Below are 15,200 nucleotides of genomic sequence, written 5' to 3'. Positions count from 1 at the left end.
GAATGATCAGGGAGAAAGGGGGTGCCTGGGGCAGGTCGGAGTGGGACTGGGCCGGGACTGGGGCCCGCTCCTACGGCAATGGGGCGCGCTTACTGGCCACGGGGCGAACGGGCTATTGGCTGAGCTCGGCGCTGGGCTGCTCGTCCCTCGCCGCGCGCGGTGCCTGTTCGTGGCCGGGAGACGGCACGGCACCGCCAGGGAGAGCCCCGTCCGCCGCCCCGGCCGAGCCCGCACCCGGCGACCCCATCTTCCTCTCCGCTCCTGTGCCGGATCGTGCGCCCGACGCCATCGCAGCGTCGGAACCGTCCGGCTCGGGCTCGCCGAACCAGGCGACGGCGACCGCCCCGGCCACGGCTACTACAAAACCGAGGACAGCGACCCAGGCGAATCCCGGACGGGAGGAATCACCGAGCCAGAGGACGCCGAGGATGCCGGGGACCACGGTCTCGCCCACCACGAGCGCCGCCGTGGCGCCGTTCACCGAACCGATCTGCAGGGCGACGGTGTGCAGATACATGCCGCCGAGGCCCGCGACGAGGATCGCGTACAGAGCGGGGTCCGCGAGCATGGACGGCAGATGGAAAGGGTCCGCGCCGTTCAGCACCCGTACTCCGACGCCGAGGGCACCGAAGCCCAGGCCGGAGAGCAGACCGGCGAGGATCGCGGCCCGTCCGCCCATCAGGCGCACGATCAGAGTGCCGCCTCCCATGAGGAGGACGGAGGCGGCGAGCAGCCACCAGTGGGTGGCGATCGGAGTATGGCCGCTGCCTTCCGGGCCTGCGGCCGTGGCGAGCAACACCAGCGCGGAACAGACCACACCGATGGAACCCCACTCGGCCTTGCTGAGCCGGATGCCGAGGAGCTTGATGCTCAGAACGGCGGTGATCACGAGGTTCGCGCTGATCACGGTCTGGGACAGGAACAGCGGCAGCAGCCGGGCAGCCAGCGCGCCGAGCCCGAAACCGATGAAGTCCAGCACGGTTCCCACCATGAATTCCCAGGTCACGGCAGCTTTGGCGGTCGAGGAGAGGCTGGGGCCGCCGTGCTGGGTGACGCCCGCGGTGGAGGCCTTGGCCGCCTCCTGGCGTGCGGATTTACGGGAGCCGACCGCCTGTAGGACCGAACCCGTGCCGTAGCAGGCCGAGGCCGCCACGGCCGTCAGAAGGCCGATGATCACCGAGAGCTCCGTTCGCCCGCTGTCTGCATTACCTGTTCATTACCTGGCTTGGCAGACGTGCATTTCGGGAGGGGAGTTGCCTCAGCGGGCAAACGGATCACTCGTCGTCGGCAGGAGCGCGCCCATTCGTCTCTCAGAAGGCCGGGTGGAAGAGGGCCCCCTGGCTCAGGAAGTGGCCTCGCCCCTCAGGCGGACGAGCGCGTCCGGGACCTCGTCCACCGAGTCGACCAGCGCGATCCGGGTAGCCATGGGGCGGTCCACGGCGAGGGCCTGGAGCAGGGGCCAGGTGGGCAGCTTCTCGGTCCAGTGCGCGCGGTTCACCAGCACCATCGGGGTCGGCTCGCCCCGTGACTGGTAGTAGTTCGGGGTCGCATTGTCGAAGATTTCCTGGACGGTTCCGGCTGCGCCGGGCAGGAACACGACGCCGGCGTTCGAGCGTGCCAGCAGGCCGTCCTCGCGCACCGCGTTGACGAAGTATTTGGCGATGTGGGACGCAAAGGCATTGGGCGGTTCGTGTCCGTAGAACCAGGTCGGGATACCGACCGAGGAGCCGCCGCCCGGCCGGCTCCGGCGTACGTCGAAGGCGGCACGTGCCCAGTCGGTGATCGAGGGGCCGAAGTGCGGGGCCTTGGAAAGGATCTCCAGCGCGGAGTCCAGCATCTCGTCCTCGAAGGGCGCGGCATACGCGCCGAGGTTCGCGGCCTCCATGGCTCCCGGGCCGCCACCCGTCGCCACGGTCAGGCCGTCGCGGGCGAGTCGGCGACCAAGCCGGGCCGCCCCTGCATAGGCTGCGGACCCGCGCTCCAGCGCATGTCCGCCCATGATGCCCACCACCTGTGCGCCCGCGAGGTGTTCGTCGAGGGCGTCGGAGACCGCGTCGTCGTGGATGCTGCGGAGCATCGAGGCGAAGATGTCGCCGTCCGATTTGGTGTCCTGGTACCAGTGATAGGTGAGAGCGTCCGGGGTGGCGTCGTAGCCCGCGTCGACCAGTCCTTCGAAGAGCGCCTCCGGCCCGTACAAACTGCCCCGGTAAGGATCGAAGGGCAGGTCCGGTATGGGCGGGAAGACCAAGGCGCCACCGGCACGGACCTTGGCCGCCGCGTCCGGCTCCATGGCGCAGCCGAGAAACACCGATTCCGCGGTGTCCGTGCTGAGGAGCGCGAACGTACGGTCCATCAGGTCGATCGACTGGATGCGGTAGCCCGCGAGGCTGCCGGTGGAGGCGACCTGGTCGAACTCCTTCAGTGACTCGATCTCACGGTCGTGCTCGGGGTGACGGTCGGACGCTGGGGACTCTGAATTCCAGTGCACGCCCGCCATGTTAGGGCCGCAGGGATTCCACCAGGGGGCGGAGATTACGGTCGGCGGCCGCGGAGTCCAGGGCGGCGCGCAGGGCGCCGTCGTAGGTCGGCCGCGCCTTCTTCTGCAGCTTGCGGCCTTCCTCGGTGATCACGCTGTACACGCCGCGCCGGTCGTCGGGGCACAGATCCCGGCGGGTGAAGCCGGAGGACTCCAGACGCGAGGCCAGCCGGCTCACCGAGCTCTGGTTGAGACCGATGAGATCGGCGAGTTCCTGCATCCGCAGCTCGCCGTCGTCCGCCTCGGCCAGCCGGGCCAGTGCGCGGTACTCCGACAGCCCGATGCTGTGGTGCTGCTGCAGGGCCCTTGCCAGTTCCTGTTCGACGCGCGTGTGCAGTGTTCCGAGCCGGTCCCAGTGCTCCGCGTCCATCGCCATCCGCCTCTTCTGCCTTTTCCCGCTGGGCTCTTGACAGCAGCGTACATGCACCTGAAACTTATGTATGTGCATGCAAGTGATGTATACACATGGAACTAGGGGAGGATGGCGATGATGACGGGGAATGTGGCTACGGAGGCTCGGAGTGCGACCGAGATCGAGCGGATCGCCACCGTGCCGGACTGGTGCGAGCCGTACAAGATCTCGCAGGCCATCAGGGCGGGCGGATTGATCCACGTCTCGGGGCAAGCGGGGTTCGACGAGCAGGGGCGGACCGTCTCGGACGACTTCCTGGAACAAGGTCGGCAGGCGTTCGCGAACGTCGAGCGAGTCCTGGCCGCGGCGGGTGCTTCGCTGGCCGACGTCGTAAAGGTCGGCATCTTCGTGACGGACATGGCGGCTCACCTCGAGCATGTCATCGCGCTGCGCGAGGAGTTCCTGTCCGAGCCCTATCCCGCCGACACGCTGCTGGAAGTGTCCGCACTGGCCCAACCGGACTGGCGAATAGAGGTGGAGGTCACGGCGCTGGACCGCCGCTGACCGGGGGTGGCTGAGGTGGGAACGGCCCGCTGTCTCCCCACCACGGGGCAACGTGATTCGAGTCGGAGCGGCGTATTCACCGGAGCGGCGTGCTCAGGCGAGACCGCCATACGGCCAGATGCGGCGACCCCGCCCAGAGGCTGGGCCCCTCACCGCACACATCACCCCACACCCCACCACGCCACACACCGCCCAACTCCCCACCTCCCAGCCCCAGCTGAACCACAGCACAACCCGCAGCTCACCTGTCGACTCACTGCAGAGCCCACCCGCCAGCTCCATGCATCAACGGCCTCAATGCAGGGCCCAATGCAGGGCCCAATGCAGGGCTCAACGCAGGGCCCAATGCAGGGCTCAACGCAGGCCTCAACGCAGGCCTCAACGCATCAACGGCAGCGTCGCCATCTCGGCCACGGTCCACGTCAGTGGGCCCAGGACGATCAGGAGGACCAGGGTGCGGAGGGCGGCGGCGCGGTGGAGGACGGAGGCGGAGGCGCCCAAGCGGCGGAGGGCGGCCGTGGTCCGGGCTCGGGCGGATCGGGATTCCAGAGCGGCGGTCAGGGCGCTGGCGATGACGCAGGCGAGGACGACCGTTGCGCCCACGCCGGTGAGGGGGCCGAACGGACGGGAGGGAATGGAGCCGTAGACCTTGGCGGCGACGTAGGCAGCGGAGGCGACCGCGCACATCACACCGAGCGGGCGGCCGAGGCGGTGGGACTCCTCCTGGAGGACGCGCCCGGAGAGGAGGCGCAGGGCGCCGGGCCGGCCGGCGCACAGGAGGCGGCCGCACAAGTGCACCAGGCCGGGGCCGGCCAGGACGAGGCCCAGGGCCGACAGGGCCCAGCCGCCCAGTACGCCCGGGGGCTGCCGATCAGCCGGCCAGGCAGGGGGAGCAGTCCGCCGTGAGCCCTGGAGGCGGGGCTGGCGTAGGCCTCGATCGCCAGGCCGGCAGCGGCCAGTGCGATGCCCCAAGGGAGGCCGGACGGCGGGGCGGTCCGGGGGCGGGGCTCGGCGTCCTGTGACCCGGCGTCGACGCGGGGGCGCAGGGAAACGGCGGTCGCGGCGGACGCCGTGAGCGGGACGAGGGCCAGCAGGAGGAGCGCTCCCGCGAGCGGCAGGGGGTGGCCGGCGCCCAGGAGGTCGGCGTCGATGCCGAGGGAGCGGGCGGTGTCCGCGCCGCCGAGGTCACCGCGGAGGCGCAGGAAGACGAGCAGCGAGAGGAGGGCGCCGAGGAAGCAGGTCAGCGCGGTGGATGCGGTGGCGAGGAGGGTGAGACGGAGGGGGCCCAGGCCGGCGGCGGTCATGCCGCGCTGGAGACGGGCGGCCGGATCGGTGCGGGCCGTGGAGACCGCGAGCTGGGCGGTGGCGGCGAGCGGGGCGGCGCACCACAGCAGCCGTACGACGGATTCCTCGGCCGCGGCCGGGTGGCCGGCGGCGTGGCCGAGGGTGGACAGCATGAGGAAGCCGGTGCCGGCCGCGGCGGTGGTCACGAGGAGGCGGCGCAGCAGGACGAGGGGGTGAGAGCCGCGGGCTAGACGGAGAGCGAGCACGCTGCCCTGCTTTCCTCGTCGGAGGAGCCGGCGCCGGACGGGGCGGCGGTCGACTGGCGGCCGTCGAGAAGTGCGACGGACCGGTCGGCGAGCGTGCCGATGTCCGGGTCGTGGGTGGTGAGGACCACGGTGATCTGGTGCGAGCGGGCCGCGGTGGTCAGGGTGCGCAGGACCTGGGTGCCGTCGGCGTGGTGCAGGGGGCGGTCGGCTCGTCGGCGAACAGCACCTGAGGGGTGGTGGCGAGGGCGCGGGCGATGGCGACGCGCTGGCGCTGGGACTGGTCGAGCTGGGCGGGGCGGCGGCGGGCGCACATGCCGACGTCGAGGCGGTCGAGCCATTCGATCGCGGTGTGCTTCGCGGAGCGGGCGCCGGTGCCGCGCAGCAGCAGGGGGAGGGCGGCGTTCTCCCAGGCGGTGAGTTCGGGAACGAGGTGGGGTTCGGTGTCGATCCAGCCGAACCGGTCGAGACGCAGCCGTTCGCGGCTGGGGGAGGAGAGGGTGTGCACGGGGGCGCTGTTGAACCAGACCTCGCCCTCGGTCGGGACGAGTTGACCGGAGAGGCACTTCAGGAGGGTGGTCTTGCCGCTGCCGCGCGGGCCGTTGACGGCGAGGATCTCCCCTTCGCGGACGCCGAGGGAGATTCCGGCGAGGGCGGTGGTCCCACCGTACGTGTGGTGCAGGCCGCGGGCCCAGAGAACGTCGTTGTCAGGCGGGGCCACCATCTGCGCACCTCTTGCTCGTTCGCGTCGATTCGTTCCCCCGAGCGGGTGAACGACCATGGAGGGTATCGGTCACTAGCACGGTAAGGATTGCTGACCCCCGGTATTCGCCGCTTGGCAGCACAACGGCCCAGATTCACTCGTATGGCTTGAAGTGAGTGAATCTGAGCCGCTGGGTGTTCAGTTGTGTATCTGTGAGCTCCGCATCAGCGAAACAGGAGGTGACGCGATGATCAGAGCTTGGTCCAGGCCTCGGTGAGGACCGCGCGCAGGATCTGCTCGATCTCGTCGAAGACCGACTGGTCGGCGATCAGCGGCGGGGCCAGCTGGATGACCGGGTCGCCACGGTCGTCGGCGCGGCAGTAGAGACCGTTGTCGTACAGGGCCTTGGAGAGGAAGCCGTACAGGACGCGCTCGGTCTCCTCCTCGTTGAACGACTCCTTGGTGGCCTTGTCCTTGACGAGCTCGATGCCGTAGAAGAAGCCGTTGCCGCGGACGTCGCCGACGATCGGCAGGTCGTGCAGCTTCTGCAGGGTGCTCAGGAAGTTGCCCTCGTTGTCGAGGACGTGCTTGTTGAGACCCTCACGCTCGAAGATGTCGAGGTTGGCGACACCGACGGCCGCGGAGACCGGGTGGCCGCCGAAGGTGTAGCCGTGCAGGAAGGTGTTGTCGCCCTTGTAGAACGGCTCGGCCAGGCGGTCGGAGATGATGCAGGCGCCGATCGGGGAGTAGCCCGAGGTCATGCCCTTGGCGCAGGTGATCATGTCCGGGACGTAGCCGAACTTGTCGCAGGCGAACGTCGTGCCCAGGCGGCCGAAGGCGCAGATGACCTCGTCGGAGACGAGCAGCACGTCGTACTGGTCACAGATCTCGCGGACCCGCTGGAAGTAGCCGGGCGGCGGCGGGAAGCAGCCACCGGCGTTCTGCACCGGCTCCAGGAAGACCGCGGCGACGGTCTCGGGGCCCTCGAAGAGGATCTGCTGCTCGATCTGGTCGGCGGCCCAGCGGCCGAAGGCCTCGGGGTCGTCGCCGTGGATCGGGGCGCGGTAGATGTTGGTGTTCGGCACCTTGTGCGCGCCGGGGACCAGCGGCTCGAAGGGGGCCTTCAGGCCGGGCAGTCCGGTGATGGACAGGGCGCCCTGCGGGGTGCCGTGGTAGGCGACCGCACGCGAGATGACCTTGTGCTTCATCGGCTTGCCGGTGAGCTTGAAGTACTGCTTGGCCAGCTTCCAGGCGGTCTCGACGGCCTCGCCGCCACCGGTGGTGAAGAAGACCTTGTTGAGGTCAGCGGGGGCCTCGTTGGCCAGGCGCTCGGCGAGCTCCACGGCCTTGGGGTGGGCGTAGGACCATACGGGGAAGAAGGCGAGCTCCTGCGCCTGCTTGTAGGCGGTCTCGGCGAGCTCGACCCGGCCGTGTCCGGCGTTGACCACAAAGAGGCCGGCGAGGCCGTCGATGTAGCGCTTGCCCTTGTCGTCGTAGATGTTGGTGCCCTCACCGCGCACGATCGTGGGCACGGGCGAGTTCTCGTACGACGACATGCGGGTGAAGTGCATCCACAGGTGGTCGTACGCCGTCTTGGAGAGGTCGGCGCTCATTGCTATCTCGTTCCCCAGGTGTAGGTCTGCTTCCGGAGCTTGAGGTACACGAAGCTCTCGGTGGATCGAACGCCGGGAAGCGTGCGGATCCGCTTGTTGATCATTTCCAGAAGGTGGTCGTCGTCCTCGCAGACGATCTCGATGATGAGATCGAAGGAGCCTGCCGTCATGACGACGTACTCGACCTCCTCCATGGTCGTCAGGGCGTCGGCCACGGGGTCGAGGTCACCCTCGACGTTGATGCCGACCATTGCCTGCCGGCGGAAACCGACCGTGAGGGGGTCGGTGACCGCGACGATCTGCATCACGCCTTGGTCGAGCAGTTTCTGTACGCGCTGGCGCACGGCCGCCTCGGACAGGCCTACGGCCTTGCCGATCGCGGCGTACGGACGGCGCCCGTCCTCCTGGAGCTGCTCGATGATCGCCAGGGAGACGGAGTCGATCGACGGAGTGCCGTTTCTGTCACGAGTGGCCACGTCCCTCACTGTGCACGAGCCTCGACAGTCTTGCAACCCCAAATCGATGAAATTCGTTGTGTTGCGATCAGAATTTCACTGATTCCGTTGTTCCCGAGTGGCGGGTGTGTTGAAAACGTGGGTTCCGCAGCTAGGGTGGTGCCAAACCACCGGACAGTGGTTCCCACCCACCGGACACATCTGACTGAAGGGGGCGCACAGTGACCACCGCACTGCGTCGTCTGCGCAACTACATCGACGGGGAGTTCCGGGACGCCGCCGACGGGCGGACCACGGAGGTGGTCAATCCCGCGACGGGTGAGGCGTACGCCACCGCCCCTCTCTCGGGTGCCGCCGACGTGGACGCGGCGATGGCCGCGGCCGCGGCTGCATTTCCCGTATGGCGTGACCTGATCCCCGCCGAGCGGCAGAAGGTCCTGCTCAAGATCGCGGACCGCTTCGAGGAGCGCGCCGAGGAGCTGATCGCCGCCGAGTCCGAGAACTGCGGCAAGCCGATCGCGCTCGTCCGCTCCGAGGAAATCCCGCCGATGGTGGACCAGATCCGCTTCTTCGCGGGTGCCGCCCGGATGCTGGAGGGCCGTTCGGCCGGCGAGTACATGGACGGCTTCACGTCCATCATCCGCCGCGAGCCGGTGGGCGTCTGCGCCCAGGTCGCGCCGTGGAACTACCCGATGATGATGGCCGTCTGGAAGTTCGCCCCGGCCCTGGCCGCGGGCAACGCCGTCGTCATCAAGCCGTCCGACACCACGCCGGCCTCGACGGTGCTGATCGCCGACATCATCGGCAGCGTGCTGGACGAGCTGGGTCACCCCCGCGGCGTGTTCAACGTCATCTGCGGTGACCGCGAGACCGGCCGCCTGATGGTCGAGCACGAGGTCCCGGCGATGGCCTCGATCACCGGCTCGGTGCGCGCCGGTATGCAGGTCGCCGAGTCCGCTTCCAAGGACCTCAAGCGGGTCCACCTGGAGCTGGGCGGCAAGGCCCCGGTCGTCGTCTTCGAGGACACCGACATCGCCAAGGCCGTCGAGGACATCGCGGTCGCCGGCTACTTCAACGCCGGCCAGGACTGTACGGCCGCCACCCGCGTGCTCGTCCAGGAGTCCATCCACGACGAGTTCGTCGCCGCGCTCGCCAAGAAGGCCGCGGAGACCAAGACCGGTGCGATCGACGACGAGGACGTGCTCTACGGCCCGCTGAACAACGCCAACCAGCTCAAGCAGGTCAAGGGCTTCATCGAGCGGCTGCCCGCGCACGCCAAGATCGAGGCGGGCGGCGAGCAGGTCGGCGAGAAGGGCTACTTCTTCGCCCCGACTGTCGTCTCCGGCCTCAAGCAGGACGATGAGATCGTCCAGCACGAGGTGTTCGGCCCGGTCATCACCGTCCAGTCCTTCTCCGACGAGAAGCAGGCGGTGGAGTGGGCCAACGGCGTCGAGTACGCGCTGGCGTCCTCGGTGTGGACCAAGGACCACGCCCGCGCCATGCGGCTGTCCAAGAGCCTCGACTTCGGCTGTGTGTGGATCAACACCCACATCCCGCTGGTCGCCGAGATGCCGCACGGCGGATTCAAGAAGTCCGGTTACGGCAAGGACCTGTCGGCCTACGGCTTCGACGACTACACCCGGATCAAGCACGTGATGACCTCGCTCAACGACTGAGCGGACCGGCCGGTTCGACCGGCCGACCCGGGGGATCCCCACCGTCGAGCGGCACGGAACGCTCGACACACCGTCGCGGGCGGAGGCCCGGCAACTGACGCTCTGTCGCTTGCCGCCTCCGCCCGCGGCGCGTGAGAGTGCTCGCCATGGCTGATCTTTCACGGCGGACGCTGCTCCGGGGCATGGGCGGAACGGGTGTGGTGGGGGCGCTGGCCGCTCTGACGGGATGCGGGGTGCCGCCCGCGTACGTCGAGGCCGCGGACCGCGGCGGTCCAGACCGTTCCGGGCGGGACCGGAAGATCGTCTTCGCCAACTGGCCGCTCTACATCGACGTCGACGACCACGACAAGGAGCGGCGCCCCACCCTCGACGCGTTCCAGCGGCGCACCGGGATCTCCGTCACGTACACCGAGGAGATCAACGACAACGACGAGTTCTTCGGCAAGATCAGCCCGGCGTTGATGAACCACCAGAGCACCGGCCGCGACCTGATCGTCATCAGTGACTGGATGTGCGCGCGGTTCGTCCGGCTCGGGTGGGTGCAGAGGATGGACCGCGCCGCGCAGCCGCACGTCGCCAAGTACCTCGACCCGCTGCTGCGCACTCCGCACTTCGACCCCGGCCGGCTGCACTCGGTGCCCTGGCAGTCCGGGATCACCGGCATCGCCTACAACCGGAAGAAGCTCGGCCGGGAGATCAAGCACACCTCGGACCTCTGGAAGCCCGACCTGCGCGGCCGGGTCACCCTGCTCTCCGGGCTCGACGAGGCGTTCGCCCTGCTCATGCAGGGGAACGGCGCCGACATCACCCGCTGGACGGCGGACGACTTCTACCGGATGACCGACCAGCTCCGCGGCCTGGTCCGCAAGGGCCACATCCGGCGCTTCACCGGCAACGACTACATCAAGGACCTCGACTCGGGCGACGTGCTCGCCGCCCAGGCCTACTCGGGCGATGTGATCCAGCTCCAGGCGGACAACCCGGACATCGAGTTCGTGGTGCCCCAGGAGGGCGCCGAACTGTGGGCGGAGAGCCTGATGATCCCCAACCTCGCCGATCACAAGCGCAACGCGGAGCGACTGATCGACTACTACTACGAGCCGGCGGTCGCCGCGGATCTGGCCGCCTGGGTCAATTACGTCTGCCCGGTGCCGGCCGCGCGCGACGTCCTGGCCTCCTCCAAGGACAAGGAGCGGGCCGCGCTCGCCGAGGACCCGCTGATCTTCCCCGACGACGCGATGCGCAAGCGGCTGGCCACGGCCCGGGACATCACGTCCAAGGAGCGGACCGAGTTCGCGAAGGAGTGGAACGGGATCGTGGGGCTGTAGTGAGGGGTGCGGGGCGGCGGGGCACGTCTAGAGCGGGGGGATGTCGTTCTGGCCGGCTCCGACGGGGACCTGGTGGCCCGGCGGGAGGTCGTGGGCGGGCTGGCCCTTGAGGCTGGTGCCGGTGGCCTGGGCGGAGAAGGTTCGGCCGGCCGGGAGCATGGCCGTGTACTGGGTGTGCCCGGTGTGGACCGCTTTGCGTTCCTTCTTGGCCGGGGAGGTGGCGATCTCGATCGTGTCGCCCTCCTCGGCGCCGGTCAGCTTGCCCCAGACCGTGCGGCAGCCGGGGCTGTAGCGGACCGAGACCTGCATGCTGCCGGCCATCTCCCGGGCCAGGGTGACCGCGCCCCGGTCGCAGTGGGTGTCCTTGGGGTCGAGGCCGTCGCAGTCGATCATCGTGCAGGTCGGCGGCTCGGTCGCGGCCGTGACGGCGGACGGGGTGCGGACGGGGCCGGCCCCGCCGCCGCGGTCGTCGTCCGGGTCGCCGCCCGCGAGCAGCGGGATCGTCACGGTCAGCACGGTGGTCACCGCGGCCACGATCACCGAACCGATCAGCGTCTCGGGGCCGTGCCGCTTCAGCCAGGAGCGCGCGTCGGGCGTGGCCGTACGCGTGCCCGCTCCCGAGTCGTCCGTCCCGCCGTGGGGGTCCTCCGCATCGCCTCGTGAGCCGGGCATGCGACCTCCTGCACTGTGTGACACCTCGCCAGGAGGGCAGGATAGGGCGTTTGGCCGGATATGACGCGGACGGATCCGGTCGTTGTGTCGGCGATGACGGCGGCGTTCCCGTCGGGAAACGCCGCCGGTCAGCGGGCCGTCGTGGTGCCGTCGACGGGCGGTGGCGCCGGTCAGCCGCGCCAGGAGGCGGTGTACGCGTCGATCTCGGTGGCCAGCCGGGCCTTGGCCGGGGCGTCCATGAACGAGGCCTCGACGGCGTTCTTGGCCAGGGCGGCCAGCCCGGCGGTGTCCAGGTCCAACAGCTGGCCGGCGACGGCGTATTCGGTGTTGAGGTCGGTGCCGAACATCGGCGGGTCGTCGCTGTTGATGGTGACCAGGACGCCCGCGTCGACCATTTCCTTGATCGGGTGCTCGTCCAGGGTGCGGACCGCGCGGGTGGCGATGTTGGAGGTGGGGCAGACCTCCAACGGGATGCGGTGCTCGGCGAGATGGGCGAGCAGCGCGGGGTCCTGGGTCGCGCTGGTGCCGTGCCCGATGCGCTCGGCGCGGAGGTCGCGGAGCGCGTCCCAGATCGTGCCGGGGCCGGTGGTCTCGCCGGCGTGCGGTACGGAGTGCAGCCCGGCGGCGATCGCGCGGTCGAAGTACGGCTTGAACTGCGGGCGCGGGACGCCGATTTCGGGTCCGCCGAGGCCGAACGACACCAGCCCCTCGGGCCGCAGGTCGCAGGCGATCCGGGCGGTCTCCTCGGCGGCCTCCAGACCGGCCTCGCCGGGGATGTCGAAGCACCAGCGCAGCACCACGCCCAGCTCGGACTCCGCGGCCTTCCGGGCGTCCTCGATGGCCTCGACGAACGCGGCGTCGGGGATGCCGCGGCGGGTGGAGCTGAACGGCGTGATGGTGAGCTCGGCGTAGCGGATCTGCTGGCGCGCCATGTCGCGGGCGACCTCGTACGTCAGCAGCCGGACGTCCTCGGCGTCGCGGATCAGGTCCACGACGGAGAGGTAGACCTCGATGAAGTGCGCGAAGTCGCGGAAGGTGAAGTAGTCGGCCAGCGCTTCGGGGTCGGTGGGGACCGCGGAGTCCGGGTGCCGGGCGGCCAGCTCGGAGACGATCCGCGGCGAGGCCGAGCCGACGTGGTGGACGTGCAGCTCCGCCTTGGGCAGGCCCGCGATGAAGGCATCGAGATCGGACAACGGATCCTCCTGGTCAGGGATGGGCGGGATGAGCGGAACGGCCTGGTCGGCCCCGTCATAACGGCCTGGTCGGCCCCGTCATGCTATGCGGGGCGATGACGGGGCAGGGGGCGGCCCTTGTGAGCGGACGGCCCCCCGGCTCCGAGCGGACGCCCCCGGCTCCGAGCGGGCACCCTCCCGCTACGCCGCCCCGTCCTCCCGCAGTCGCTGACGGGCCTCCATCAGGGCGAAGCCCAGCAGATTCAGCCCGCGCCAGCGCGCCGGGTCCGGGGCGCGCTCGTCGTCGGCGGCCAGGCCGATGCCCCATATACGGTCCAGCGGGCTGGCCTCGACCAGGACCCGGGAGTTCGTGCCCAGCAGGAATTCCCGCAGGGCGGGGTCCTGGCCGAATTTGTGCAGGCTGCCCTCGACGACCAGGGCGAATCGATGGCGCCGCCAGGTCTCCTCGTCGAAGCCCCGGACCTTCCGGCCGGCGTCCTTGGCCTGCTTGGGGTGGCCGGCCGCGACGGCCTGCCGCTCCGCCTCGGCGTCGCCGAAGAGCCGGGCCTTGCCGGCCATCATCCAGTGCTCGGCGGTGGCGTAGGTGGTCCCGTCGACCGTGAAGGGGGCGGGCCACCACTGGCTGAAGCAGCTCGGGCTCAGGCCGCCGTCGCGGCGCGGGCGGTGGCCCCAGAAGAAGACGTATTTCGGACGCGTGCCGGCGGACGTCTCCCGGCGCAGTTCCTCGACCGAGCGCGGCCCGTCCGCGGCGCGCCCGTCCATGATCCCCCGGCGATCCCCGGGGCCTGCCCCTGGTCGCTCCCCGTGCTGTCGTGCATCATGCCGGGATTCTGTCAGCGGGCACTGACAACGTGTCGGGGTGTACACCACAGAAATCGCAGAATTCGTCGCGTAACCAAAAGGCAACAACGGAATCCCTTGTTGAGGCTGTTCTACTCTGTCAAGATCGGCCATCGATTCCGGAAATAGCTACGCCAGGCAGTGCCGCGGAGCGGCCCCGGCGGCCGGCGGAGGAGAGCACCATGGATCACCGATTCGACGTCACCGAGCGATTCGCCCAGGGCGCGCAATTCATTGCGGGCGGCCTCCGGAGCGGCACCTCCGGCCGGAGCCAGGACGTCGTGGACCCGGCGACCGGCGAGACGGTGTACCGCTACGAACTCGCAGGTACGGCCGATGTCGACGCGGCCGTCGAGGCGGCCGGACGGGCCTTCCCGGAGTGGGCGGGGGCCACGCCCGGCGAGCGCTCCGACACCCTCCACCGCTTCGCCGCCGCGCTCGCCGAGGACGCCGCCGATCTCGCCTTCGCCGAATCGCTGAACTGCGGAAAGCCGATCAAGCTCAGCAATGAGTTCGATGTGCCGGGTTCGATCGACAATGCCGCATTCTTCGCCGGTGCGGCCCGCCATCTGGAGGGCAAGGCGGCCGGCGAATACAGCGCCGACCACACCTCCGTGATCCGCCGCGAGCCCATCGGCGTCGTCGGCTCCATCGCGCCCTGGAACTATCCGCTCCAGATGGCCGCCTGGAAGGTGCTCCCGGCCATCGCCGCGGGCAACACCATCGTCCTGAAGCCCGCCGAGATCACCCCGCTGACCTCGCTGCTCTTCGCCCAGGCCGCCCAGCGCGCGGGGCTGCCCGACGGCGTGCTCAACATCGTCTCCGGGGCCGGCCGGGACGCCGGTGAGCACCTGGTGGGCCACCGCACCGTCGCCATGACCTCCTTCACCGGCTCGACCGCCGTCGGCAAGCGCGTCGCCGAGATCGCCACCGGCACGGTCAAGCGCCTCCACCTCGAACTCGGCGGCAAGGCCCCGTTCGTCGTGTTCGACGACGCGGACCTGGAGGCGGCCGTCCACGGAGCGGTCGCCGGCGCGCTGATCAACACCGGCCAGGACTGCACCGCCGCCACCCGCGCCTACGTCCAGCGCCCGCTCTACGACGCCTTCGTCAGCGGCGTCGCCGACCTGATGGCGACCGTACGGCTCGGCGACCCCTTCGACCCGTCCACCGACCTGGGCCCGCTGATCTCGCACACCCAGCGCGACCGGGTGGCCGCCTTCGTCGACCGGGCGCGCGACTACGCCACCGTCGTCACCGGCGGCGAGGCCCCCCAGGGCGAGCTGGCCAAGGGCGCGTACTACCTGCCCACGCTGATCGCCGGCGCCGCCCAGGACAGCGAGGTCGTGCAGTCCGAGCTCTTCGGCCCGGTGCTGGTCGTGCTGCCCTTCGACGGCGACGACGAGGGCATCGCGCTGGCCAACGACACCCCCTACGGGCTGGCCGCCTCCGCCTGGAGCCGGGACGTCTACCGCACCGGCCGCGCCACCCGCGAGATCAAGGCGGGCTGCGTCTGGGTCAACGACCACATCCCGATCATCAGCGAGATGCCGCACGGCGGCGCCAAGGCGTCCGGCTTCGGCAAGGACATGTCGGCCTACTCCTTCGAGGAGTACACCCAGGTCAAGCACGTGATGTACGACAACACCGCGGTCGCCAGGAAGGACTGGCACCGCACGATCTTCGGGGACCGCACCTGACGGGACCACCGGGGGCCGCGA

The 15,200-nt window shown here is 69.9% G+C and carries 12 protein-coding genes and 2 pseudogenes; 4 read left to right on the top strand and 10 right to left on the bottom strand.

The window, feature by feature from the left end:
- Nucleotides 1-112: 112 nt before the first annotated feature.
- The 3 genes from OJ254_RS01085 to OJ254_RS01075 all read right to left on the bottom strand — a co-directional run bounded on the left by OJ254_RS01085 (nt 113) and on the right by OJ254_RS01075 (nt 2,906).
- Complete coding sequence (locus tag OJ254_RS01085) at nt 113-1,177, bottom strand: DMT family protein (RefSeq protein ID WP_265360884.1); 1,065 nt, start codon at nt 1,175-1,177, stop codon at nt 113-115.
- A 165-nt stretch (nt 1,178-1,342) separates the two neighbouring features.
- Nucleotides 1,343-2,488 (bottom strand): LOG family protein, encoded by a 1,146-nt coding sequence (locus tag OJ254_RS01080; RefSeq protein WP_423835797.1) that lies wholly within the window; start codon nt 2,486-2,488, stop codon nt 1,343-1,345.
- A gap of 10 nt (nt 2,489-2,498) precedes the next feature.
- Complete coding sequence (locus OJ254_RS01075) at nt 2,499-2,906, bottom strand: MarR family winged helix-turn-helix transcriptional regulator (protein WP_261957410.1); 408 nt, start codon at nt 2,904-2,906, stop codon at nt 2,499-2,501.
- A gap of 111 nt (nt 2,907-3,017) precedes the next feature.
- On the opposite strand from OJ254_RS01075, the gene OJ254_RS01070 reads away from it, so the two are divergent.
- Entirely contained in the window at nt 3,018-3,452 is a 435-nt protein-coding gene (locus tag OJ254_RS01070; protein WP_265360882.1) for a RidA family protein, read from the top strand.
- A gap of 378 nt (nt 3,453-3,830) precedes the next feature.
- On the opposite strand, the pseudogene OJ254_RS01065 reads toward OJ254_RS01070, so the two are convergent.
- The 4 genes and pseudogenes from OJ254_RS01065 to OJ254_RS01050 all read right to left on the bottom strand — a co-directional run bounded on the left by OJ254_RS01065 (nt 3,831) and on the right by OJ254_RS01050 (nt 7,791).
- Nucleotides 3,831-5,002: pseudogene (locus OJ254_RS01065) on the bottom strand (hypothetical protein).
- Nucleotides 4,984-5,723, bottom strand: a pseudogene (locus tag OJ254_RS01060) (ABC transporter ATP-binding protein). Before OJ254_RS01060 ends, OJ254_RS01065 begins: the two co-directional pseudogenes overlap by 19 nt.
- A 230-nt stretch (nt 5,724-5,953) precedes the next feature.
- On the bottom strand, nt 5,954-7,315 hold the full coding sequence (locus OJ254_RS01055; RefSeq protein ID WP_265360881.1) for an aspartate aminotransferase family protein: 1,362 nt from the start codon (nt 7,313-7,315) through the stop codon (nt 5,954-5,956).
- Between the two features lie 2 nt (nt 7,316-7,317).
- Nucleotides 7,318-7,791 carry an Lrp/AsnC family transcriptional regulator gene (locus OJ254_RS01050; protein WP_018087114.1) on the bottom strand — a complete coding sequence of 158 codons (474 nt, stop codon included), beginning with the start codon at nt 7,789-7,791 and terminating at the stop codon, nt 7,318-7,320.
- 200 nt (nt 7,792-7,991) lie between these two features.
- On the opposite strand from OJ254_RS01050, the gene OJ254_RS01045 reads away from it, so the two are divergent.
- Nucleotides 7,992-9,446, top strand: a complete 1,455-nt coding sequence (locus OJ254_RS01045; protein ID WP_265360880.1) for a gamma-aminobutyraldehyde dehydrogenase — start codon at nt 7,992-7,994, stop codon at nt 9,444-9,446.
- Nucleotides 9,447-9,592: 146 nt separating this feature from the next.
- Nucleotides 9,593-10,774: a polyamine ABC transporter substrate-binding protein gene (locus OJ254_RS01040; protein ID WP_265360879.1), complete on the top strand. Its 1,182-nt coding sequence runs from the start codon at nt 9,593-9,595 to the stop codon at nt 10,772-10,774.
- A gap of 27 nt (nt 10,775-10,801) precedes the next feature.
- Here the strand turns inward: OJ254_RS01040 and OJ254_RS01035 are convergent, their stop codons facing one another.
- From OJ254_RS01035 to OJ254_RS01025, 3 genes are all read right to left on the bottom strand, one after another.
- The gene (locus OJ254_RS01035) at nt 10,802-11,446 is read right to left on the bottom strand and encodes a DUF2690 domain-containing protein (RefSeq protein WP_265360878.1); all 645 of its coding nucleotides are present in this window, start codon (nt 11,444-11,446) and stop codon (nt 10,802-10,804) included.
- Nucleotides 11,447-11,616: 170 nt separating this feature from the next.
- Complete coding sequence (locus OJ254_RS01030; RefSeq protein WP_265360877.1) at nt 11,617-12,639, bottom strand: adenosine deaminase; 1,023 nt, start codon at nt 12,637-12,639, stop codon at nt 11,617-11,619.
- 180 nt (nt 12,640-12,819) lie between these two features.
- Nucleotides 12,820-13,401 (bottom strand): NADAR family protein, encoded by a 582-nt coding sequence (locus tag OJ254_RS01025; RefSeq protein ID WP_265360876.1) that lies wholly within the window; start codon nt 13,399-13,401, stop codon nt 12,820-12,822.
- A gap of 260 nt (nt 13,402-13,661) precedes the next feature.
- Here OJ254_RS01025 and OJ254_RS01020 point away from each other — a divergent pair, with 260 nt between their 5' ends.
- Complete coding sequence (locus OJ254_RS01020; protein ID WP_265360875.1) at nt 13,662-15,179, top strand: gamma-aminobutyraldehyde dehydrogenase; 1,518 nt, start codon at nt 13,662-13,664, stop codon at nt 15,177-15,179.
- Nucleotides 15,180-15,200: the final 21 nt, after the last annotated feature.

Origin of the sequence: Streptomyces endophytica, from assembly GCF_026153355.1 — a bacterium.
GTDB classification, from domain to species: Bacteria; Actinomycetota; Actinomycetes; order Streptomycetales; family Streptomycetaceae; genus Streptomyces; species Streptomyces endophytica.
This window is presented reverse-complemented; position numbering and strand designations above follow the sequence as displayed.